Source organism: Ancylothrix sp. D3o (assembly GCF_025370775.1).
GTDB lineage: Bacteria > Cyanobacteriota > Cyanobacteriia > Cyanobacteriales > Oscillatoriaceae > Ancylothrix.
The window spans coordinates 1-22,243 of record NZ_JAMXEX010000002.1 but is presented as its reverse complement, the minus strand read 5'-3'; the positions used below and the strand labels follow the sequence as shown (position 1 = coordinate 22,243).

The following is a 22,243-nucleotide window of genomic DNA, read 5'->3' as shown; positions in this document are numbered from 1 at the left end:
TATAATTGCAAAAATTAACTTTGAAATTTTCTATTATAAGTATTGGATTTCGATTAGGATTAATATTTTATATTCCTTTGATTTTAAAATAACATTAAAAATTTTCCAAACAAGGTGAAATTTGCCTTAATTTTCCCCTTAAGATTATAGATAAGCCAAGTTGCTAGTTAAATATTGCCGTTTGAGAAAATCCAATAAGAGGGTTAAAAAGCTTTGTTCATTATCTTTACCCGCTTTTTTTGATTTTAGCCGCGATTTCCTTTTTAAAGGGGGAGGTAGAGGAAAAAAAAGTTTTTCAAGGAGGGTTAAGGGGATATTGTAACGCGCTTGCCTCGTAAAAAGGAAAGAATAAAGAGAGAATATAAAGATTGATAGTAGCTCATGGGTATTACGATTTAATTACATAAAACTTTTGCTTTGAAAACACTGCCATCACTGAATGACACCAAAAACGGAGAAAATTTATAAAATACCAACCTTAAGATCCAAGCATTGCAAGCGAGCGGGGTGATAGTTTAGCAGCAAACCTGTGACTAAAAAAAATCATCGCTTTATCCATTGCCCTTGCCAACTAGACTAGGCAGAAGTTAGATGTAGAAGCAGCACAACTGCTGCAAAAAACCTGACTTGACAATCATAGAAGGAATGCCACCGGCCAAAGAACGGATGAACCAAGGATTGCTGATTGTCGATAACACCGGCACCATAAAATACATCAACCGTCCCCTGTGCCAGATATTGGGTTACACGCCCGAAGAACTCCTGGGACGTTTTGTGATCGAAGAAAAAACGGCTGACTGGTGGCCCACAGAAAAGCCGGTGAACCCTAAAAAATCCGATAGCGTTTGCGACAGCGGAACTCTAGCCCTAGCGACTACGGCATTAACTTTGTTAGAAACAACCGAGAACGAGTTGGATTTTCTAACTTCAAACAGCCTAACAGAAGCTTTTGAAGAAGAACAGACGATCAAACTGCGGAAAAAAACCGGAGAAATCATCGACCTGCAAATTGAGGAGACACGCTTGCTCGATGAAGACACAAGGCTGATCAGCATAGTTATTCCCGCACCGGCGCCTAGCAACTTCGCCACACCGGCACTGTTAGCCCTGAAAGCCTCAGAAGAACTGCACCGCATCACACTCGCCCACATTACAGAAGCCGTATTTGTCACCGATGATTTGGGAAACTTTACCTTTATTTGCCCGAACGTGCAAGCCTTTTTTGGTTATTCTCCCCAAGAAATCAAAGCTTTAGGCAAAATTTCTAAATTGTTAGGAGTTAATTTATTCCAGCCAAGCGAACTCGAAAAAGTAGGCGAAATTAAAAATATCGAACGCGCCATTCGAGACAAAAGCGGTAAACGGCGTTTCGTCTTAATTAACGTTAAGCGCGTCAGCATCCTTGAAGGAACAGTGCTTTATTGCTGCCATGATATCACCGAGCGCAGAAAAGCCGAAGAAGCGCTTTATCAAGAGAGAGAACGGTTCCGCTTGTTGATAGAAAGCGTCAAAGACTATGCAATTTTTACCCTAGATGCCTTGGGAATGGTAGAAAGCTGGAATGCCGGTGCGGAAAGCATAACAGGCTACGGACGCAGCGAGATAATTGGTCAGCATTATTCTTGCTTTTATAACCCAGCGGAAATTCAACAAGAAACGCCCTGGAAAGCGCTAAGAAAAGCATCGCTCGATGGCCGGCTGGAACTCGAAGGCTGGTATGTGCGCCGCGACGGTTCCCAGTTTTGGGCTGATGTAGTGATTACCGCCTTGCGAGATAAATATGGATACTTAGAAGGTTTTTCTGTAGTCACCCGCGATTTTACAGAACGTAAACGTTTCTCTGAACAACTGTGGCACGCGGCTTATCACGATGAACTGACCGGCCTGCCAAATCGTGCTTTGTTTACCCGCCTTTTGGGAGAAGCGGTAGAGCGGGCGAAACAACAACCCGATTATCAATACGCCGTTTTATTTTTAGACTTAGACCGCTTTAAACTAATCAACGATAGTCTAGGACACAGCATCGGCGACCGGCTGCTGGTGGCTTTAGCCCAACAATTGCAAACTTTTTTGAGAGATAGCGATAGTGTGGCTCGTCTGGGCGGTGATGAATTTGCTATTTTACTTGACAATATTGCCGATATAGAGTATGCAAATTCTGTGGCTGAACAAATCCACAGCTGCCTGAAGTCGCCTTTCAACCTTAATGGTTATGAAGTGTACACTACTGTGAGTATTGGCATCGCCGCCAGCAGTGTCAGAGTTGACTCGACATCGCTCTCTTTTCAAGCTGGGGAAAAAGCGATCATTCGTCTTGCTGAATTAACTTCCCTTCCCTTAGATGTTTCTGGTGCAGCGTGTCCTTACGACCGGCCAGAAGATTTGTTGCGGGATGCAGACACGGCTATGTATCGGGCGAAAAGTTTGGGTCGAGCACGGCATGAATTGTTTAATGGGGCAATGCACGCGGCGGCTGTGGGCCGTTTGGCGCTGGAAACGGAACTGCGGCGGGCTGTGGAAAAAATAGGGGCGGCTGATGAGAGAGAAAACGCTTTTTTGCTTTATTATCAGCCTATTATTTGTTTGGAAACGGGCCGGTTGACGGGTTTTGAGGCTTTGTTGCGCTGGTGTCACGCAACGCGGGGGTTTATTGCGCCGACGGAGTTTATCCCGGTTGCAGAAGATACTGGTTTGATTGTACCTTTGGGTGCTTGGGTATTGCGGGAGGCTTGCCGGCAATTGCGTTTATGGCAACAAGAATATCCACAGGCTTCGGATCTGACGGTGAATGTGAATTTATCTAGCAAACAACTGTCTGCACCCAATTTAGTTGAGTACATTGATGAACTTTTAGAGGAAACCAGTTTGAATGCGGCTTGTTTAAAGCTAGAAATTACGGAGACAATGTTGATGGAAAATTCCGTTATGGCGTTGGAGGTTTTGGAGGAGTTTAAAGCCAGAAGTATTAAGTTTGCGATTGATGATTTTGGCACCGGCTATTCTTCGTTGAGTTATTTGCATAAGTTGCCGGTGAGTACGTTGAAAATCGACCGTTCTTTTGTTTGCCGGCTTGGGACGGAAGATGAAAACTCAGAAATTGTCCAAGCGATTATTACTTTGGCGAAGAATTTGGGGGTGGATGTGGTGGCTGAGGGTATTGAAACTCCAGAGCAATTGCGGGAATTGTTGCGCTTAAAGTGCCGTTATGCTCAGGGGTATTTTTTTGCTAAACCTCTTTGTCCAGAGGGGGCTCTTGCGTTGATTACTTCTATGAGGCAGTGGGATTTGAATTTTTGAGCCGGCCTTCACATCAGGGGCATCGATTTAACGGATATTGCCTATAAAACTTTTCTCGATTTTTTGGCAAGATTATATTGACAATCACATCTAAATTATGGTATGATGAAATTGATAAGGAAGAACTATCATTTACTAAATAAGAAAAATTTAAAACCCGGTTTCCAACGAAAAACCGGGTTTTTTAGACAGCAGAAATTTCTATAGCATCCCACCGGCAGCCTGAAAGCGAGCGCGAGCCCGTTTCAGAGCTTGGGTAGCTTGAATTTGCTCTTGACGGGAAGCATTTTGAGAAGCTTCGGCGCGAGTTTGAGCAGCGTTATAGGTATTGCGAGCTTCTTCAAGGTCAATTTTATCGCCGCGTTCAGCAGCATTGACCAGGATAGTTACTTCGTTATTTTCAACTTCAGCAAAACCACCCATCAAAGCAATCGCAACCCATTCTTTATCAGGACGCACCCGCATAACACCGGTATCAAGAGCGCTTAACAAAGGCGCGTGACCTGACAAAATACCTAACTGGCCGGTGGTGGAGGGCAAAATCACTTCTTGAGCTTGAGCATCCCACACAGTCTTATCGGGAGCAACGACGCGAACCGTTAAAGTCATAAGTTTCTTGTCAGTGGTTAATTGTCTAAAGTCAAGTCATTGGTCAATTGTCCATAGACTTTTGACCAATGAGCATTAACTATTTACCGGCCTTCATTTTTTCGCCTTTGGCGATAGCTTCTTCGATATTGCCAACCATGTAGAAAGCTTGCTCTGGCAGGTCATCAAGCTGACCAGACAGAATCATTTTAAAGCCTTTGATGGTTTCTTCGAGCTTGACATATTTGCCGGGGGCGCCGGTAAAGATTTCAGCCACAAAGAAAGGCTGAGACAAGAAACGCTCAATTTTGCGGGCGCGAGCAACGGCGAGCCGGTCGTCTTCCGACAACTCATCCAAGCCCAAAATAGCGATAATGTCTTGCAATTCTTTGTAACGCTGCAAAGTGGACTGCACAGAGCGAGCGGTGTTGTAGTGATCATCGCCAACGACGCTGGGTTGCAACATCGTTGAGGTAGAGTCCAGAGGATCAACTGCTGGGTAAATGCCCTTAGAAGCCAAGTTCCGAGAAAGTACGGTTGTGGCGTCTAAGTGAGCAAACGTAGTGGCCGGTGCGGGGTCAGTTAAGTCATCCGCTGGCACATATACGGCTTGAATAGAAGTAATAGACCCTTCAGTAGTAGAAGTGATCCGCTCTTGGAGAGCGCCCATTTCCGTACCGAGAGTTGGCTGATAACCTACAGCAGAAGGCATCCGACCGAGCAGTGCAGATACTTCAGAACCGGCCTGCACGAAACGGAAGATATTATCAATAAACAACAGCACGTCTTGCTTATTGACATCGCGGAAATATTCAGCCATCGTCAAAGCGGCCAAACCTACGCGCATCCGAGCTCCGGGCGGTTCATTCATCTGACCATAAACCAGAGCCACTTTCGATTCGGAGAGGTTATTCTCGTTGATAACGCCTGACTCTTTAAATTCGTTATAAAGGTCATTCCCTTCGCGGGTGCGTTCGCCCACACCGCCAAACACGGATACGCCACCGTGTGCTTTAGCGATGTTGTTGATCAACTCTTGAATAATAACGGTTTTGCCTACACCGGCCCCACCAAACAGACCAATTTTGCCACCTCGACGGTAGGGGGCCAACAAGTCCACAACTTTGATGCCGGTTTCAAATACAGAAGGTTTAGTTTCCAGTTCCGTAAATTTCGGAGCATCGCGGTGGATAGGCAAAGTTTCGGTGTTATTCACCGGCCCTTGGTTGTCAACCGGTTCGCCGATCACGTTAAAAATGCGACCCAAAGTAGCAGTACCAACAGGAACGCTGATCGGGGAGCCTGTATCTGTAGCTTCCATGCCGCGAACCATGCCATCGGTCGTACTCATAGATACGGCCCGCACTTGGTTGTCACCTAGAAGCTGTTGGACTTCGCAGGTAACGTTAACGTCTTGGCCTGCTTCGTTTTTGCCTTGAATTTTCAGAGCGTTGTAGATTTGGGGCATTTTGCCGCCAGGGAATTTCACGTCTACAACCGGCCCAATGATTTGGGTAATGTAGCCTACGTTTGTTTTTTCTGCGGTGGTGACCATGCTCGCGCCTTTTTTGTGTTTAGCGATTTTGGAATAGTCGTTGCAGCGCTCTGGAGAGCGCGGTGTCGGCTTGTTTTACTTAGCTTTACAATTGCCACTACTCAGATTATCACGGTGTGGGATCGCGGCAAAGTTTCTTGAAGTGATTTTGCAAATCTTGTGGTGTGGCACTGGCAATCGGGACTAGCATAGGGGCTGTGCCTCATTCCAAGTTAGGGCCACTGAAGCCAAGCGCCCCTGATCAGCAATCTGCTAAAGTGGCTTCTAAACGTTTGGCTAAATCGAGAATCGCCTCTTTTTTGGCAATTTGACTTACCCATTCTGAGGGGATGCCATCATAACCATAATAAATGCCGGCTAAACCCCCCGTGACAGCAGCGGTGGTATCCGTATCCTCACCCAAATTAACGGCCTTCAAAACCGCTTCTGCATAAGATGAAGTGGTCAGCAAACACCACAAAGATGCCTCTAGGGTATGAATTACATACCCGCTGCTATGAATCTCACTTTCTGAAAATTCATCGATTTTGCCAGAAAAAACTTTTGAAAAATGCTGATTAAATTCCCTCTCAAAAGGCGGCTGGTTGTACATCTGCCTGATATTTTCTAACCCTTGCAGATACGCAGCCTTTGGTTCTAAACCTTGCAACAAACCAACCGCAACACTAATATAAATTCCGCAGGCAATTTGACTTCGGATGTGGCCGTGTGTAATCCGAGAAACTTGATGTGTGCGATTAATTAATTCTTCAAAATCTACCGTTTTGTGGTAAAATGCCATCGGCAAAATTCGCATCAAAGAACCATTACCATTATCCCTTTCTTGAGTACCACCCGCCTCTGTAGGATTAACGCCTTCTTGCAGATTAAAAATTGCTTGACTGGTGGCTCCACCAATATCAAAAACTTCGTTATATGGCGTCCAATAACCCTCATTAAACCACCGGCAGAAATTGTGAGCAATGCTTGGCAGAGAAAAACCACTACACATTGCATCAGCCAAACAAAAAGTCAGAGAACTATCATCAGACCAAGTGCCGGCAGGTTGGTTGTGAGTTCCGTAGCCGGTCATTGTTTTAACCGGATTTTTTAGGAGGTAACTGCGGCTTTTAAATTCCACCGGCACTCCCAAAGCATCCCCCACACAAACCCCCATTAAACCAGAAACAATCGCATTCATTTATTTTTCTCCTTTTCAGTTTAGTTCCAGTTGCCAATTAAAATAAAACCTGACCAAAAATAAGGATGAGAGAAATTAACATTACTTCTAGCAAGTTGATCCGGCAATGGCAAAGGTTCTTGATCTGAACCGCGTAACTGTCCTTGTTCAACTTGCACTTTTCCGCGAATCATAGCTAACTGTGCTTGTCTTAATGCTTCTGCCTTATTGGCTGTAATATTTAAGTGCTGATAAAACTCATTCATTAAAGCTAAACTTCCTGCATCTGATACATACCAAAGACTCGCCAAAGCAGATTTTACCCCGGCTTGTACTGCCAAACCGGCAAATCCTAATTCGGCTTGTTCATCTCCTAATGCTGTGCGACAAGCACTCAAAACCATTAACTCTATCGGCTGCGAAGAAGCTGAATTCCAGCCTAATTCTCCTGCGAGTTTCCGTAATTCATTCATGTTAAGTTTGCGATTCCAAAACTGAATGTAAGAATTGCTTATATCTCCGCTTTGAAATTCTCCATGTGTTGCTAAGTGAATAATTGCAAAATTTTGTTTCTTATTTTGTTCAATAAAGTTCTCAACCGTAAACTGTTCATTGATAAATTTTTCACCTTGCCAAGCTCCTCTTAATATCTCAGCTAACTCTACAGGAACGGCTGGCAAATCGTTTTGATCGGTAAAAGTTGATGCTCCCATTGCCAAAATTTTTAAATTCCTAACATCTCGATAACGGCTATCGGTTAAGCCAAAACTCGGAATTAAACTAACCCCATATTTCTCAATTAAAAACTGTTTGCCATCGTGCATTGCTGCCACTGGGGTTGAGCGCAAACCGGTATCCATTGCAAACACTAAATCATCAATTTTATTTTCTTGTAATTCGCTTTCAATTGGTGCAACAATCCACTGGTAAAGCTGTTGAGCCGGTTTTAAATAAGTTGTTTGGCGGATTTTTCGGGGATTGGTAATTTCATCGCGGAAACTATTCAGGGTCTTTTCTAACTCTTCTCGGCTGACTAAAGTTGATTTACGAATTGCTGGACTAATTTGATCTTCTTGAGCAATTGGCCCTAAGTTTCCTAAGATTTTTGATGCGATCAACTGTCCTGATGATTTAGCAGAGGTACGCGATTTAGGAAAAATTGTCAGAGTTTGTAGTTCATTTTCCAAGGCAAAAACATAATTAATTGTTGCCTTTTTTCCGGTCACTAAATAAATGTCATATAAGGCGGCGGCAATTTCATCAATGCTGGGAGTTTTGCCATAAAAATCAATCCCCAATTGACTGCTAAAATCTGAGGCTTGTGCTTCTTCAAATGCTTGGACTGCACCGCTTTCTGTTTCGCTACCTACCAGACTCTCATAGCCGGCTCGATCTACTTCACTTTCTTCGGAAACTGCTTCTTGAGATGGTTCATTTTGCTCACTTTCTTCGCTGGAATCAGGAGTTACTTCTACGCTTTCTTCTCCAAATTGTTCGCTTTCTTCTGTGGTTTCTGGAACTATTTCTATCGGATTGGGATTTGTTGCATCGGACTGATTGCCGGTTTGGGTTGGTGCGGGATTGGCGATAGCAATCACCAAAATAAGTGTTAAAGAAAAGCTCCAGAACAGTTTGCCAAATTTTCTGATAAATTTTTGCATAATTTTTGCCTATTTAAATGAAAATCCGTAACCAATTCCTAAGACAAATCTTGCCCCATCACCGGCATTATTTGTGACATCTGCTAAGGCAGGCGTAATGACTAAAGGTATTTCTGGAAAAGGTACGATTGAAACTCCTAAATTCAAATCTTGCCCTGTCCATTCTGCAATTAAATTGACCGGTTCTGCTACTCTTAAGGCTGCGCTGCCAAACACGCCAATGGTTTCTATATCGTCTTGAATTTGAGTTTCTGTCCGATATTGGCCGGTGCCAATGCCGGCAGAAAGATAAAGTTGACTAAAGGCTTGATTGGTGTTTTCTTTGAGTTTAAACATTTTACTGGTAACTGCATATAAGCTTGTACCGGCATCGCTTTCTCCCCAGACTAAGGCATTTTGCCAGCCAATTGCTACTGCCCAATTTTCAGGAAAAGAGCGGTGGAGTTTAAGACTAATTGAACCGCGATCTGCAAAGCCGTCGTTAAGATTAAAAATACTCACACCAACATCAAAACCAACGGTTTTTTGAGGATTGCCAAAACCGGCACTTAAACCAATGGCTCCATCAGATTGTTCTGTGAAGCGGGTTCTTCCTTGAAAACCGATCCCAATGCCGGCGCTTCCCCACGATTTGCCATAGCCGGATGGTGTAACAATGGTAGTGCCCGGACTGCTGACATATCGTTGCCGGTCTTGTTGGCGAGCAGAGGGCCGCAGGGGTATTTTTTCCGGTTGAAATGGCTCAATTCCGGGTGTCACCGGCACAGGCGATAAAGTTGGTGCTGAACCGCCATTTTCAGAGGGAGGTGTTTGGGCTGTATTTTGGATAATTTGAGGTGGAAAGGAAAGTAAAGAAGCAACACCACTCTGGGGAAATGGGATTTTTTTAAGAGTTTTGTTGTTTATTTGGGTGGTTTTTGGCCGGTTTGAGAGAATTTGAGCATAAGTTTTTTGGGGAAGTAAGCCGATTATTATTAAAAATCCCAGCAAGATTTTTATAACAAAAATTCCCCCCCGCTTCCCTCTACCTGGTTTCTGAGGGAGGGGGAAAATCAACAAGTGTTTTTTATTGGGGAGACGAGCTTGTGGGGAAAGGGTTAAGTGTGAGTTTGAAGGAGTGTACATTTAAAATTTGGGAGAAAGGAAAAATTAAAAACTTGTTTTTTTGGCAAGCAGAAATGCGCCCTGATTGAATGTTTGATTTGATGAGTTTAGGCTAGTGAGCGTATTTTAGCATTGGATGCAGTCTCTAGGTTTGGAATAGTTGCGGCGGCTGGATATCTGGTTTTGTGATAAGTATCACAGGTAAAATGTGATTATGATCGCTTTATAGCTCAGGTACTCATCACAGAAGTTTGAGAAAATTGTCACTTGTCTTTTTTGCTCTCGTCACTTGCATTATTCGCAAAAAACTGGATACTTAAAAGCAATAGTTCAATACAAACAAAATTTGGATCGGTGAGGCGAGCAATTTTTATGAAAACTTGGAGTATCTATTATCAGGAGTGGGCTATTTTAGCAATGGCGCTGGAGGGGGGATGGGCGATTAAGTGTGTGCCACCGGCTCGTTATACTATTTGCACTAACTGGCAAGCTTACCTGAGTTTAGAAACTGCTCTGGCCGGTGCGAAAGAATATATAGACCGAGCCATTGCCTTACGGGTGATTGGAGCAAGTCTTTTAGAATTGTGTGATGCAGGCAAACTCGATAGAAATGAGTGTCAGGGTTTGCTGCTTTCTTTAGAAATTGCGACTTGCGAAGGGCGGTAAATTTGTGAATTTTTTTTAGTGGCTTGGAGTTCTTCGAGCAACATTTCATTGTAAATTGCCGGTAAATACTCGGTCATTGAGTTATCTTCAATGCCATAACCTAAACTTGTCCAAGTACCGGAGAGGGTTCGCAGGACTTTTTCTATTTTTCCTTCTCGTAACAATTGCTGAATATTGACTCCCCAGGCTGTCGGATCGTTTAACCAAGCGTACACGACTGCATCTTGAAATTCTGGTTCAAAGCTGTAAGATTCCCAGAATAAAATTTTTGAGGGTTTGGGGTGATAATATTTTGCGGTTTCATACCAAGTTGTACTCAGCATTTGGTAGCGACCGGCTGCGGTTGTACAATTACCTTGATTGGGGCCGTTGACAATTTTTACGCAGCGGTCTGGATGCTGGCTTAAATCTTTTACATACTCACCTCCATATAAAACTGAATAAGGATATGCAACGTTTGATTCGCTCGCGGAGATGGTTCGCATCAATGCTCGAATGTAGGGATCGCCTCCCTGCATAATCAGCGGTGCAGGAGTGCCGGTGGTGTCATAAATAAGAGGCGGCCATCTTTCTTGATTCCAGTAAAACATCAAGAAGGCAACGGCAATCGCCGCAGTGGTGCCGGCAAGGATTTTGATCAGAGTTTTGCGCTTATAATTCAGCAGGCTGTTTTTTGGACGCTCAAAAAAAGGTAAAGACATAAGATTAAAAATTAAGGTGAAAAGTTTGTTTAAAGCTATTTATCGCTTGTCTAATCAGTCTGGATAATAATAGAGATATAGCGTTTTTATGAGGCCGGCGATCCAGAAAAACCCGGTAATTTAAAGAAACCGGGTTTTTAGAAGCGTTTTCTATAGTTTATTAAGCTCAGAAACGCTATGGCTTTTAAAAAACATCGGCAAACAATTGCTCGTAAGAAGGAGTTTTGCTCTCTGGGCTAGAGACAATTTCTACTATTTTATTACGGGCAGCCGGCGATAAAAGAGCTTCGACACAAACGCTTGCTACTTTGGTGCGGGGAATGCGGCCTTCAAATAAGCTATCGGCAGAAGACATTTGTACTCCCAACTCGTTATCTTCATTGGTCAGACCTCCGGGGCGGACAATGGTATAAATGAGACCACTTTTTTGTAAATATTCTTCAGCTTGTTTTTTCCACACCAAAATCAGCCAAAACAAATTAAGGGGGTGAAAAAATTGGGAAGCGCAGAGGGAAGTGACGAAGACAAAATGCTCGATGTTTTTGGCTTTGCCAGCATCGATGAGGTTTTTTGTGCCTTGGTAGTCCACTTTGTAGGGGCCGGTGGGATCAAAACTCGGTCGGGCGCCGGTGGCACATAAAATTACTGTGCTGTCTCCTAGGCTGCTGTTGAGACTGTCTGGGTTTAAGACATCGCCGACGACTAATTCGGCTTCCGGTGGTAAAATTTGCTTTGCGGTTTCGAGGTTGCGAACGAGGGCGCGGACGGGAATTTGGCGCTTTACTAATTCTTGTACAATACGCCGGCCTGTTTCGCCGGTGGCCCCTGCTACAAATGCTTTCATTGCCTATAATTTCCTGCTGGCTATTTTATTAAAAATGATAAAGAAATCTTAAAAATTATGCAGGCATTTCTGCCATAAGAGAGATTTTTTAGGGGCGGGCATCCCCCCAGCGATAGGATTTGAAGAAGTTTGTTTAGTAATTACCGTACTTTTACGCAGGCAAATTAGGGTCTGGGGTTGTTGTGGCTGACTATACTTTGATTGACAAAGGCAGGAATTGATAGAGATCACTAAAATGCTGAGAACTAAAGTACAGAATAATGGAATGAATGTGTTTATACTGTTCACACAAGCCTAGAGCTTACCTGATCGGTCAATTTCTCATCATAATTGGTCAAAAAGTCCCGCAAAAATACGGAGTGCGTTGTCAAGATAAAAACACTAAAGTAGAAAAATCAAAACTCTTTTGATAAATGTTGGGCCAAACTTATAAACAGCAAACCTCACAACATAGGGTGTTATGCAGTCGTCAATCACTGAAAATCAAATGTTTGAAGAAGATGTGGTTGTTGTAGATGAACCGGCAAACCAAACGCCATCATCCGAGAAGCCAAAGGAGGGAAGTGAGCCGATTTGGTTTACAACTCACTTCACCGGCTATATGGAAATGTATGCTGATGCCGAAACGGTGGCTAAGTATTTTGACGATCATTCAAGTTGGTTTCGCCGGTGCGCTCATCCGATGACGGCTGAACCAATTGGAACAACCGGCTATGCTTTAACTATCGGACGTTTTGGGGCTTTGGGTTATCAAGTTGAGCCAAAAGTGGGTTTAGATTTATTGCCGGCTAATAATGGTGTTTATTTGATCCAAACGATTCCGGTTCCTGATTATACTCCGCCTGGATATGAGGTAGATTTTCAAGCAGAGCAAGCGCTGGTGGAAGTTGCGACGGATTTTGCAGAAAATATACAGGCTTTCAATGGCAAAATGACGCGGGTAGAGTGGAAATTAAATTTGGCTGTGGGGGTTTGTATCCCGAAGTTTATTTTGGGGTTGCCCAGCCAAAAAATTCAAAATGCCGGTGACAGGCTGCTGTGTGAAATTGTTAAACAAGTTTCGCGCCGCTTAACAGCTAAAGTTCAAGAAGATTTTCACAGTTTTTTGGGTGAAGACAAGGTACAACTGTTTAAGAAAAATGTTGCTCTAAAGCGGAAAGTCGCCCATTGCGAACAATGTAAATAGGAAATGTGGAGAATAATAAAATATCCTAAAAAACTCGGCTTTTTTGATTTCTCACTTTGTCTAAAAACCGAGTTTTTCTGTTATGCAGCTAAGTAAAGGGGAAGTGGTGAAAAAGTGTAAGAATACCATTGCATTCATTTAATTACCCAATCCCCTATCTCCACTGCCAATTACATTTTGCTAATAATTCTTTGTACGATATCCATACCGCTGACGGCTTGCCAGCCAAACAAACCAAGCATTGCTACGTTGAGAACAATATGGCTGTAACGTGCCCAGTCAGAACCTTTTTGCATAAAGGGAGACAAACCGGCAGAAAGTGCGATCAAGCCAGTCATCCCCAAACCGGCCAACAGGTGAGGGCCAACAAATAGTTTACCGTTGTTGATATAGGTAACAGCCATACCGCCGATGCTACCCACCACCATCAACGCCATTAACAGCGAACCAATTTGATAATGCTTGACGTTAAACTTGCCTTTGACAAGTTCTTTGCGTTTGTCGCTATCTTTTGTGGTGCGGGTACGGCGAACCAACACGCCCAAGTATAGAGCGTATAGGGATGTCCCAAATAGCACCCACATGAGGATGGGGTGGAAAAATTGACTGTACACTTTAACCGACGCCGGGATTTCCAAACTCATAGGAGCGAAACAAAATTTTAAGCAACTTTATAAAAATTATCATACTTCTGGCCGGATCTACCGGCAACGGTGTAATTAGTTTGGGTGGCTGAAATTTTGACACCGGCAAGGCTAGGTTGGAGTAACATCTTCTCAAATGTACGATTTAAGGTTATTTTGTCTGTGAACTCTCATCTAAGCATAAGCTTCGTTATCGCATCTCTTTACAATCATGGCCTCTAAAAACGATAATTTGTTGATCCAGGCTGCGAAAACCGGCAAAGTTACTCTCGTACAAGCCTTAATTTCTCAAGGTATTGATGTCAATGCTACAGATCGAGAGGGTACCACTGCCTTAATGTTTGCAGCCCAATATGGCTACACAGAAATTGTGCGGTTGTTGGTGAATGGCGGTGCAAATGTCAACGTCTCCAGACAACGCTATGCGGTGACGGCATTAATGTTAGCTGCTGCTAATAAAAAACTGGATACGGTGAAAGTTTTAATTGATTTAAACGCTGATGTCAATGCCAAAAATGATGATGGCAGTACCGCTCTGATGGCTGCTTGTTTAAAAGGCGATGCAGAAATTGTGCGGGTTTTGATTGATGCCGGTGCAGAAGTTAATATTAAAGATAAAGATGGCGATACAGCCATGAAAGTTGCTCTCAATCAAGGTCATGCGAATGTTATCAAAGTTTTGCTTGAACGGGGCGCAGATGTCAACACAAAACTAGCGGGAGGCAAAACAGCTTTGATGGGGGCTTGTTTGAAAGGAAATTTGCCTTTGGTTGAGGTTTTAATTAAGGGAGGTGCGGATGTTAATGCACGAGATTCTGAGGGAGAAATGGCTTTGTTTTTAGCCGCAGATCGCCTGCAAAGTGATGTGGTGAAAAGGTTAATTTCTGCTGGGGCTGATGTGAATGGAAAAAACCCGGATGGCTGGACGGCATTAATGGCAGCAGCAGCCGGCGGTGATATGGCAAGTGTAAGGTTTTTATTAAATGCCGGTGCGGAAATTAATGCTCAAAATAATGATTTAGAAACGGCTTTATATTTGGCGGCTGTAGAAGGTCATGCGGAGGTTGTTAAATGTCTGATTGATCGTGGTGCAGATAGGTTGATAAAAAACCGGCTAGGGGATACAACTTTATTGGTTGCTGCGTTGCATAATCATAGTAAAGTTGCTGCTTGTTTGCTGGGCGGCAACCCGGAACAAGTACAAATTTTATTGAGAACGAGAAATGCGGGGGAAACGCCTTTAACTCTGGCTGCAACTGCTGGAAATTTGCATACTGTAAAGGTTTTATTAGAGGGTGGTGCTCATCCCAATACTCGCGCTGATGATAGCAAAACTTCTTTAATTCGAGCTACAGATAGAGGGCATTTTTTTGTGGTGCAAGCGTTGTTAGAAAAAGGTGCGGATGTTAATTTAGTGGATGATGTGGGGGCGACTGCTTTAATGTGGGCAGCACATCGTGGGTTTACGGAAATTGTGAAGTTGTTGTTAGACGCTGGGGCGGATGTAAATGTTAAAAATCGGGGTGGTTATACTGCTTGGATGATGGCGGATTTTAATGGGTATAAAAATGTGGCGAAGCTTTTGAAAGATGCCGGTGCGGTGCAATAAATATAGCTCATTTATCCGTTGAAGGCATTTTTACAGTTACTACCGGCCTCGGATAGGGTGTCACTATCGCCATCAGGCGTTAAAAAACCAATTGCTAGAGATAGCCTATATGCCACCACGAACACAGATTGATGGGGATTTCTTGATTACCCTGGATAATGTAGAGATGATGGCGCGGACTCGGTTGATTCCTAAGTTTAATTAGCGATTATCCGCTTCTTTTTAATTGCTCGTGGAGCAGGTAATTACGGGTTGTTTACTTATAAAAAATTTTTTAAATAATAATTATTGCTAGGTTTTTTGGGATTTATCCCTATCAGATTAATTTAGCAAAACTATTATTTTAATGGATATTTCAAGGCAGCAATTTTGTTAAGAGTTTCAAAGCTATTTTTATCGGTTTTGCTCTCTACTGCTGGCTAAGGCTTTGTTGTAGTCCAGAAATGGCTAACCTATTTTCTACAATTATCCAGCAATTACAATCTTTAAAAGGTTAAGTTCGATAGGGGGGAACCAGCAAAAGCTCCAGAATAAACTATTTATTTGCAATTGGTTAAAGGTTTGGCTTACAATAAGGAAAACTTTAGATTAAAGGCTTAGTAATAGAAAGATGCCAGACTGGAAACCGGAGAAAACTTGGCTTTATGCAGTAGGAATTTTGGAATGGGAGCAGGAAGAGGTATGGCCACCATTTCCTGATGCGGTGGAGGGCCGGTTCGATGAAAAGCTTGTAAATTTTTTTAAAGATTCTGGAGTACCCGAAGAACAAATTATTTACTTGCAAGATAGCGAAGCGACTTTTGAGGAAATAACCGGGAGTTTTCCTGAGTTTTTGGCCCAGGCCGGTGAGGATGATTTATTAATTGTCTATTTTGCCGGTCATGGTGATTGGGATTCAGAAACTGGAGAGCATTTTTTTGTCAATTATGATGCCAATGCAGAAGACCGAGATAATTACTGGTCAGTGACATCGATTTTTGATGAAATTGAGAATAATTTTAATGGGTCGAGAGTTTTATTATTGGCAGATTGTTGTTTTTCGGGGGGCTTAATTGCTGAAGTAAAAAACAGGCAAGATAGCGAGATTTCTTATGCTTGTGTGAGTTCATCTTATGCCCACAACACCTCAACCGGCGGCTGGACATTTACGGAATCATTATATAAAGGTTTGTGTGGAGACCCCACTGTAGATTTAGATGGAGACGGGATAATTACACTGTATGATTTTGCCCGATATGCGGAATTAGAAATGGCTTTTATTGAAGAACAAAAGTCAATGTTTCTCACCACCGGCGATTTTGATTCACAGATGGTATTAGCTGAGGTTTCTGATGAAATTGAACCGATAGAAGGGAAACGAGTTGAAGTTGAATATGAGGGAGATTGGTATAAAGCAAAAACCCTAGAAACAAGTGATGGGGAAGTGAAAGTTTTGTACATTGAAGATAAAAGCGAAGAATGGGTAGAACCAGAAAGGATACGTCCTTATAAACCTGAAATGTTTGCAGTCGGGGATGAAGTAGAGGCACTATCCGAAGAAGAAAGCTGGCTCTCGGCTACCGTAAAAAAAGCTTGGTATGGGCTACATTTAATCACTTATGATGATTATCCTGATTGGTGGGATGAATGGGTAGGATCGGAATATTTACGAGTCAGAAAGTAACTTATTTTTACAGTTCATAAACAAAGAGGATCGCGGCTATAAAAAAGTCAGCGCTCCTCTATTTTTAGCTATACCTTGTTGTGGTTTTCAAAACCTATTAAACATCTGTCAACTCTGCAAAAATTTCTTCCGCAACTTCATCAGAAATTTCTAAAGCTTCTTGGAGTGCTGCTAAAAATTCTTCTTCTTTTTCAGGCATATCCTCATCAACCACACACAACTCAACAGCCACAGCATAAGCGGCTTGTAGCAAAGTTTCATCTTCTCCAAAAGCATCAATGGCAGCATTAAAAACCGCACCTTTTCCATATTCTTTGGTCAGGTTGGAGACGTTAAGAAGTATTTCGCGGCATCGCTCAAGGGCTTCTTCATCTGTATAATCTTCAAAAGGAGGCGTGTTGCTAATAACGCCATATATAGATTCGATTTCATCTTGGGGAAATTCCCCATCGGCACTAACTGCCATCATGGCAATGTGCATTAAGCCTTCTTCTGGTGAGAGTTCTTCTTCAATTGTTTCTTCTGAGTAGAAGATAGCATCGTATTTACTCATGGCAATATCGTTGTTTCCATTCATTTAGGGTTGCACAAATTCTACAGGATAAAAAGGATAAATTGCTCAAAAGTGTTAAGGAAATAGTAACAATTTTTAAAAAACTGTCAAAGAGAGTTTTACAACTTTTATGTTGTACAAAAAGCTCTTTTCTAAAGAGAGGGAATGGGGTATAATAACGAAACTTCAGTTAGGGCGGAGTAGAGTGGCCCAAAAAGGCAAAAAGTTTGCCGGCCCTAATTAATTTGTCAAAGTACAACCGGCCCCTGGGGGGTAATTGAGGATTCTTGAATGTCTGAAGAACGTAATTATCATTTTGAAACGCTGCAAGTCCATGCCGGTCAACAACCGGCCCCCGGTACTAATGCTCGCGCTGTTCCTATTTATCAAACCACTTCTTACGTTTTTAATGATGCGGAACATGGAGCAAAATTGTTTGCCCTACAAGAGTTTGGGAATATTTATACGCGCTTGATGAACCCGACTACAGATGTCTTTGAACAGCGGGTTGCAGCCTTAGAAGGTGGGGTAGCGGCGCTGGCAACATCCAGCGGACAGGCAGCACAATTTATCGCAATAGGAACGATTTGTGAAGCAGGCGATAATATTGTTTCTACCAGCTTTTTATATGGCGGAACTTATAACCAATTTAAGGTAGCATTTCCGCGATTGGGAATTAATGTTAAGTTTGTTGATGGAGATGATCCAGAAAATTTCCGCAAAGCGATTGATGAGAAAACAAAAGCTTTGTATGTGGAAACAATGGGAAATCCGGGGTTTAATATTCCTGATTTTGCAGTGCTTTCGCATATTGCCCACGAGCATAATATTCCGTTAATTGTGGATAATACGTTTGGCTGTGGTGGCTATTTATGCCGGCCTCTGGAACATGGCGCGGATATTGTTGTGGAATCTGCCACCAAGTGGATTGGCGGACATGGAACTTCAATCGGTGGGGTGATTGTTGATTCCGGTAAATTTGATTGGGGTAGTGGCAAATTTCCAATTTTTACTGAACCTTCTCCGGGCTATCATGGATTGAATTTTAATGAGACATTCGGGATGAATTCTCCCTTTGGAAATATCGCGTTTATTATTCGTGCACGAGTAGAAGCGATGCGCGATTTGGGGCCGTGTATTAGTCCGTTTAATTCTTTCTTATTGCTGCAAGGTTTGGAAACTCTTTCTTTGCGCGTACAGCGTCAGACGGATAATGCTTTGGCGTTGGCTGAGTGGTTGTCGGAACATCCCAAAGTTGCCTGGGTAAATTATCCGGGTTTGAAAAATCACCCTTATCACGATAAGGCGAAAAAATATCTCAAAAATGGCTTTGGTTGTGTGCTGAATTTTGGTTTGAAAGGTGGAAGGGATGCTGCTAAGCAGTTTATTAGTAGTGTGAAACTGGCAAGCCATTTAGCTAATGTGGGTGATTCAAAAACTCTGGTAATTCACCCGAATTCTACAACGCACCAACAGTTAACAGATACCGAACAAATTTCAGCCGGTGTAACGCCTGATCTGATTCGGGTTTCTGTTGGAATTGAGCATATTGACGATATAAAGCTTGATTTTGAACAGGCTTTTGGTTGATGGTTCAAGAGGGCTGATTGTTTTAAACGCGGAGGTATTTGTAGTATCTCTGCGGCACTCAGTAGAAGCGGGTTCATCAATATTTTAGTTGATCCTATGGAGCAGGGTTAACCCGCCCCTACTGTGTTTTTTCTATTTAAGTTTGGTTTTTTGGTTGTTGAGTAGAAGGGGAGAAGTTGATGATGAGATATCAGGGGTTTGTTTCGCCGGAAACGAAGTTTTATGAGGTTCCTGAGCCGGTTTTGTTGGAGTCGGGGGAGGTTTTAAGTGGGGTGCGGGTGGCTTACCGAACGTGGGGCCGATTTACCGGGGATAATGCAATTTTGGTTTGTCATGCTTTAACCGGCAATGCGGATGTTGATAACTGGTGGGGGTCATTGTTTGGCGCTGGTAAGACGTTTGATTTAGAAAATGATTTTGTGATTTGTAGCAATATTTTAGGAAGTTGTTATGGGACAACCAGCCCGATTTCGGTGAATCCCGCAACTGGATGTCCTTATGGCCCTGATTTTCCGGCAATTACTATTCGGGATATGGTGCGCGTACAGGCGTTGCTGGTCAAGGGGTTGGGGATAGAACGGCTGAAAATGGTTATTGGCGGTTCTCTTGGCGGGATGCAGGTGCTTGAGTGGGCTGTGATGTATCCTGATGTGGTGGAAGCCATAGCCCCAATGGCAGTTTCGGGGCGACATTCCGCGTGGTGTATAGGGTTAAGTGAGGCGCAGCGTCAGGCGATATATGCAGATCCGTATTGGCGAGGAGGATATTATACAATAGAAAATCCGCCGGCGGCTGGATTGGGTGCAGCGCGGATGATGGCGATGTGTATGTACCGCACAAGAGCTAGTTTTGAGGCGCGGTTTGGGCGTAATTTGCAATCTGATAAGCCATCAGAAAACTTGTTTGCAATGCAAAGTTATTTGCATCATCACGGGGAGAAGTTGGTTGAGCGTTTTGATGCGAATTGCTATATTACTTTAACGAAGGCGATGGATACGCACGATTTGGGGCGTGGGCGGGGTGAATTTGAGGCGGTTTTGGGAAGTATAAAACAGCCGACTTTGATGGTGGCGATTGATTCGGATGTGCTTTATTTGCCGGAGGAACAATACGAACTTGGGAATTTAATTCCGAATGCTTCGTTGAAAATTTTACATTCTATTCACGGTCACGATGCGTTTTTGATGGATTTGGAGACGGTGAATGATATGTTGGTGGGTTTTCGCAAGCGTTTATTGAGTTTTGATCGGGAAAAACGGCTGGCGGAAGAGTTAATGAGAAAACGGTTTTTTTAGGTTATGTTTTGGCCCCCTTTCCCATCATCAAGTGTGGCTTTTTGCCAGAGGTGGGAGAGGGGATATCGGCAAAGTGTAGAGGGTTTAATTGAGCGTTTTTTGGGGTAGAGATTTTTTGGGGCCGGTGGAATGAAAGAGGAAGATTTGAGGATTTAAAGAAGCGGAAAAAATAGAAACTCCAACTATTTTGAAAGGGGTGTACTTTCTGTGGTTAAAAAGGTGCCGGCAAAGTAGGGTGCGTTAATAACGCTCAAGAAGCTGGTAGAGTTCTGTGCAAGTCCTAAAAATTGTGAGGGTAATTCGCGCATCGGGAACTAAGTAAGCTGTTGACGCAGCCGGTGTGACATACGCCCTTCCAATGCGGGAATGTGCTCAGAGTTTAGGCACTGGATAGTGAAATTTCCCGCTTGATTTTTATGCCTGACTCAAAAGCTGTAAAAACTCCAGCACGACTCGCTGGGGTTCTACGGTACATTCGTTAACGTCGTAATGCTGGATAATGCGGATACCCTGAGATTGGAGAATTCCATCGGTTGCCGTCTCCTGATCCTCCTCTGCCAGATCCACCGCCAGAATGCCTAATTTGCCTTCGTAACAGATGAGAAAATGAAGGTCTTGGTTTTGCTTGCCGTCGGGAGTCGTCAAACGAGCCGTAGCTTTGGGGAAAAAGAGCACGCCGGCGCGATTGAGTGCCTCGGCAATGCTCACCTCTCCTGCTGAATGAAACTGCCAACCGTTCCAAATATGAGTGAGTTTTTCAGCAGGAGAATTCGCGTTCGGGTTTACCGCCGGTTCAGCTTTTATCTTCTCTTGCTCCAACTCAGTTTTATCATCCTGTCTTTTATCCTTGTAGAAATTTGCTTGACAGGAGTCGGATTCTTTGATGTTAGCAAAGAAAAGCCTAGCTCCACTTAAGTTTGAGCCGCTGAGATTGAATCCTGTTCCCTTATTTTGCTGTAAAGTTATGTGATGCCGGCGTAAATATCGCTTCAGTACAGACTGGAGATTACTTTTTTTGACTTTTTCTCCAAAGGCTTCTGTGAGTAACTTCCAGAGTTTAGCGCCTGTGGCCTTGATATATTCATAATCGTATCCAGCGACTTGAGCAATTTCTTGATAGGAATGCCTTCCTTCCCAACATTGCCGAAATATCAACTCTTGAACGTTGTTGAGGCGCTCGTCCTCAAGAACGGTTTCCACAAGCGCCCGTGCTTCCTCAACCTTCATCTATCAAGTCCACTCCAACGTTGTTATGGTACTCTCAGCCAGGGTTAGGAGGAGGTGGCATACCTTAGCCGGTCTGCTGCAACCTCGTGACAGCAGGAGTCAGTCCGCTATCCTAGCCATCGAATTTCCGCTGATTCTACCACACCCCCAAAGATGCTACTTTTTGTAACTTTTTCTCACTGTAGGAACGAAGGCTGCGGTGTTAGAGTGGCTCAAGGCTAATAAAGCTCTGATAATTCTTGCAGACAATCCTATGAGACTAAGTTCAAGTTTTTTACAGAAATGGGTTTTGGTGGGAAATTTGCTGCTGGCATCTGCGATTGCTTTCAGCAGCGATGCTCAAGCCGAGGAGAGAATGAGACAGAGCAATAATTATCGTTCAAGTTGCAGCTTTTACGGACAGAACCAACCTCAAGCAGAATCAATTGGCTGTTCGATTTCGCAGAGTTCAAGTCAAATTGTGATTCGTTGGGATGATGGTTTTATTACCACTCTGAATAATTCAGGAAATGGTAATTGGCGCTCAATGCCATCACGCTCCAGAGCAGAAGTTAGATTTTATCAAGGTACTGGACGAGTAGCTCATGTTGAAATTTACGAAGGTCCCGGTAAGGGAAACATTATTGTCCGCCCCTCGTCGAACTAACCCTAGCTGACGTAAAGCAACGAGTTGCTCTGATAAATCGAGCTCCGCCACTTCAGTTTTATCTAAGCTACACACGCGATTTTTGCCTAACAACTCTCGCGGATGCTATTTAAATTCTTCCCCTAAAAAGAATCACACAAACAAATCCGAAAAACCCAAAACCCCGACACCGAAGTGTAGGGGTTTGTGTTTGTTAAAAGAGCCCAGGCACCGAGCTATTGTTCCAGACGGCTACCCGTCAAGTATCTTGGCCGC

At 43.4% G+C, this 22,243-nt stretch carries 18 protein-coding genes; 8 read left to right on the top strand and 10 right to left on the bottom strand.

What is annotated here, in order from left to right; all coding sequences use genetic code 11:
- Positions 1-627: 627 nt before the first annotated feature.
- The gene (locus NG798_RS04270; protein ID WP_261220576.1) at positions 628-3,297 is read left to right on the top strand and encodes a bifunctional diguanylate cyclase/phosphodiesterase; all 2,670 of its coding nucleotides are present in this window, start codon (positions 628-630) and stop codon (positions 3,295-3,297) included.
- Positions 3,298-3,498: 201 nt separating this feature from the next.
- On the opposite strand, the gene atpC is transcribed toward NG798_RS04270, so the two are convergent.
- The 5 genes from atpC to NG798_RS04245 all read right to left on the bottom strand — a co-directional run bounded on the left by atpC (position 3,499) and on the right by NG798_RS04245 (position 9,385).
- On the bottom strand, positions 3,499-3,906 hold the full coding sequence (gene atpC / locus NG798_RS04265) for an ATP synthase F1 subunit epsilon (protein ID WP_261220575.1): 408 nt from the start codon (positions 3,904-3,906) through the stop codon (positions 3,499-3,501).
- A 79-nt stretch (positions 3,907-3,985) separates the two neighbouring features.
- On the bottom strand, positions 3,986-5,440 hold the full coding sequence (atpD, locus tag NG798_RS04260; RefSeq protein ID WP_261220574.1) for a F0F1 ATP synthase subunit beta: 1,455 nt from the start codon (positions 5,438-5,440) through the stop codon (positions 3,986-3,988).
- 241 nt (positions 5,441-5,681) lie between these two features.
- Positions 5,682-6,620, bottom strand: a complete 939-nt coding sequence (locus NG798_RS04255; protein ID WP_261220573.1) for an ADP-ribosylglycohydrolase family protein — start codon at positions 6,618-6,620, stop codon at positions 5,682-5,684.
- A gap of 20 nt (positions 6,621-6,640) precedes the next feature.
- Positions 6,641-8,260 (bottom strand): CHAT domain-containing protein, encoded by a 1,620-nt coding sequence (locus tag NG798_RS04250; protein WP_261220572.1) that lies wholly within the window; start codon positions 8,258-8,260, stop codon positions 6,641-6,643.
- Positions 8,261-8,269: 9 nt separating this feature from the next.
- Positions 8,270-9,385: a hypothetical protein gene (locus NG798_RS04245; RefSeq protein ID WP_261220571.1), complete on the bottom strand. Its 1,116-nt coding sequence runs from the start codon at positions 9,383-9,385 to the stop codon at positions 8,270-8,272.
- Positions 9,386-9,736: 351 nt separating this feature from the next.
- On the opposite strand from NG798_RS04245, the gene NG798_RS04240 reads away from it, so the two are divergent.
- Complete coding sequence (locus NG798_RS04240; RefSeq protein WP_261220570.1) at positions 9,737-10,030, top strand: hypothetical protein; 294 nt, start codon at positions 9,737-9,739, stop codon at positions 10,028-10,030.
- On the opposite strand, the gene NG798_RS04235 is transcribed toward NG798_RS04240, so the two are convergent.
- Positions 9,982-10,731 (bottom strand): glycoside hydrolase family protein, encoded by a 750-nt coding sequence (locus NG798_RS04235; RefSeq protein ID WP_261220568.1) that lies wholly within the window; start codon positions 10,729-10,731, stop codon positions 9,982-9,984. The genes NG798_RS04240 and NG798_RS04235 overlap by 49 nt on opposite strands.
- 184 nt (positions 10,732-10,915) lie before the next feature.
- Positions 10,916-11,575, bottom strand: a complete 660-nt coding sequence (locus NG798_RS04230) for an SDR family oxidoreductase (protein WP_261220567.1) — start codon at positions 11,573-11,575, stop codon at positions 10,916-10,918.
- Between the two features lie 487 nt (positions 11,576-12,062).
- On the opposite strand from NG798_RS04230, the gene NG798_RS04225 reads away from it, so the two are divergent.
- Positions 12,063-12,761, top strand: coding sequence for a DUF1997 domain-containing protein (locus tag NG798_RS04225; RefSeq protein WP_261220566.1), 699 nt, complete (start codon positions 12,063-12,065; stop codon positions 12,759-12,761).
- 170 nt (positions 12,762-12,931) lie between these two features.
- Here NG798_RS04225 and NG798_RS04220 read toward each other — a convergent pair whose 3' ends face one another.
- Positions 12,932-13,405 (bottom strand): DUF4079 domain-containing protein, encoded by a 474-nt coding sequence (locus NG798_RS04220; RefSeq protein WP_261220565.1) that lies wholly within the window; start codon positions 13,403-13,405, stop codon positions 12,932-12,934.
- 211 nt (positions 13,406-13,616) lie between these two features.
- Between NG798_RS04220 and NG798_RS04215 the strand changes: the two genes are divergently transcribed.
- Positions 13,617-15,014, top strand: coding sequence for an ankyrin repeat domain-containing protein (locus NG798_RS04215; protein ID WP_263012883.1), 1,398 nt, complete (start codon positions 13,617-13,619; stop codon positions 15,012-15,014).
- Between the two features lie 610 nt (positions 15,015-15,624).
- On the top strand, positions 15,625-16,677 hold the full coding sequence (locus tag NG798_RS04210) for an agenet domain-containing protein (RefSeq protein WP_261220564.1): 1,053 nt from the start codon (positions 15,625-15,627) through the stop codon (positions 16,675-16,677).
- Positions 16,678-16,774: 97 nt separating this feature from the next.
- Here NG798_RS04210 and NG798_RS04205 read toward each other — a convergent pair whose 3' ends face one another.
- Positions 16,775-17,254 (bottom strand): tellurite resistance TerB family protein, encoded by a 480-nt coding sequence (locus NG798_RS04205; RefSeq protein ID WP_261220563.1) that lies wholly within the window; start codon positions 17,252-17,254, stop codon positions 16,775-16,777.
- A gap of 267 nt (positions 17,255-17,521) precedes the next feature.
- On the opposite strand from NG798_RS04205, the gene NG798_RS04200 reads away from it, so the two are divergent.
- On the top strand, positions 17,522-18,820 hold the full coding sequence (locus NG798_RS04200; protein WP_261220562.1) for an O-acetylhomoserine aminocarboxypropyltransferase/cysteine synthase family protein: 1,299 nt from the start codon (positions 17,522-17,524) through the stop codon (positions 18,818-18,820).
- 179 nt (positions 18,821-18,999) lie between these two features.
- Positions 19,000-20,115 (top strand): homoserine O-acetyltransferase, encoded by a 1,116-nt coding sequence (gene metX / locus NG798_RS04195; RefSeq protein ID WP_261220561.1) that lies wholly within the window; start codon positions 19,000-19,002, stop codon positions 20,113-20,115.
- Between the two features lie 414 nt (positions 20,116-20,529).
- Here the strand turns inward: metX and NG798_RS04190 are convergent, their stop codons facing one another.
- The gene (locus NG798_RS04190; RefSeq protein ID WP_261220560.1) at positions 20,530-21,342 is read right to left on the bottom strand and encodes a hypothetical protein; all 813 of its coding nucleotides are present in this window, start codon (positions 21,340-21,342) and stop codon (positions 20,530-20,532) included.
- A 253-nt stretch (positions 21,343-21,595) separates the two neighbouring features.
- Between NG798_RS04190 and NG798_RS04185 the strand changes: the two genes are divergently transcribed.
- Positions 21,596-21,988, top strand: coding sequence for a hypothetical protein (locus NG798_RS04185; RefSeq protein WP_261220559.1), 393 nt, complete (start codon positions 21,596-21,598; stop codon positions 21,986-21,988).
- The last annotated feature ends 255 nt before the right edge of the window (positions 21,989-22,243 follow it).

Bases quoted from the DNA above. Each gene is read 5' to 3' on its own strand.
- atpC (WP_261220575.1), bottom strand. From the start codon at position 3,906: ATGACTTTAACGGTTCGCGTCGTTGCTCCCGATAAGACTGTGTGGGAT.
- atpD (WP_261220574.1), bottom strand. From the start codon at position 5,440: ATGGTCACCACCGCAGAAAAAACAAACGTAGGCTACATTACCCAAATC.
- NG798_RS04255 (WP_261220573.1), bottom strand. From the start codon at position 6,620: ATGAATGCGATTGTTTCTGGTTTAATGGGGGTTTGTGTGGGGGATGCT.
- NG798_RS04250 (WP_261220572.1), bottom strand. From the start codon at position 8,260: ATGCAAAAATTTATCAGAAAATTTGGCAAACTGTTCTGGAGCTTTTCT.
- NG798_RS04245 (WP_261220571.1), bottom strand. From the start codon at position 9,385: ATGTACACTCCTTCAAACTCACACTTAACCCTTTCCCCACAAGCTCGT.
- NG798_RS04240 (WP_261220570.1), top strand. From the start codon at position 9,737: ATGAAAACTTGGAGTATCTATTATCAGGAGTGGGCTATTTTAGCAATG.
- NG798_RS04235 (WP_261220568.1), bottom strand. From the start codon at position 10,731: ATGTCTTTACCTTTTTTTGAGCGTCCAAAAAACAGCCTGCTGAATTAT.
- NG798_RS04230 (WP_261220567.1), bottom strand. From the start codon at position 11,575: ATGAAAGCATTTGTAGCAGGGGCCACCGGCGAAACAGGCCGGCGTATT.
- NG798_RS04225 (WP_261220566.1), top strand. From the start codon at position 12,063: ATGTTTGAAGAAGATGTGGTTGTTGTAGATGAACCGGCAAACCAAACG.
- NG798_RS04220 (WP_261220565.1), bottom strand. From the start codon at position 13,405: ATGAGTTTGGAAATCCCGGCGTCGGTTAAAGTGTACAGTCAATTTTTC.
- NG798_RS04215 (WP_263012883.1), top strand. From the start codon at position 13,617: ATGGCCTCTAAAAACGATAATTTGTTGATCCAGGCTGCGAAAACCGGC.
- NG798_RS04210 (WP_261220564.1), top strand. From the start codon at position 15,625: ATGCCAGACTGGAAACCGGAGAAAACTTGGCTTTATGCAGTAGGAATT.
- NG798_RS04205 (WP_261220563.1), bottom strand. From the start codon at position 17,254: ATGAATGGAAACAACGATATTGCCATGAGTAAATACGATGCTATCTTC.
- NG798_RS04200 (WP_261220562.1), top strand. From the start codon at position 17,522: ATGTCTGAAGAACGTAATTATCATTTTGAAACGCTGCAAGTCCATGCC.
- metX (WP_261220561.1), top strand. From the start codon at position 19,000: ATGATGAGATATCAGGGGTTTGTTTCGCCGGAAACGAAGTTTTATGAG.
- NG798_RS04190 (WP_261220560.1), bottom strand. From the start codon at position 21,342: ATGAAGGTTGAGGAAGCACGGGCGCTTGTGGAAACCGTTCTTGAGGAC.
- NG798_RS04185 (WP_261220559.1), top strand. From the start codon at position 21,596: ATGAGACTAAGTTCAAGTTTTTTACAGAAATGGGTTTTGGTGGGAAAT.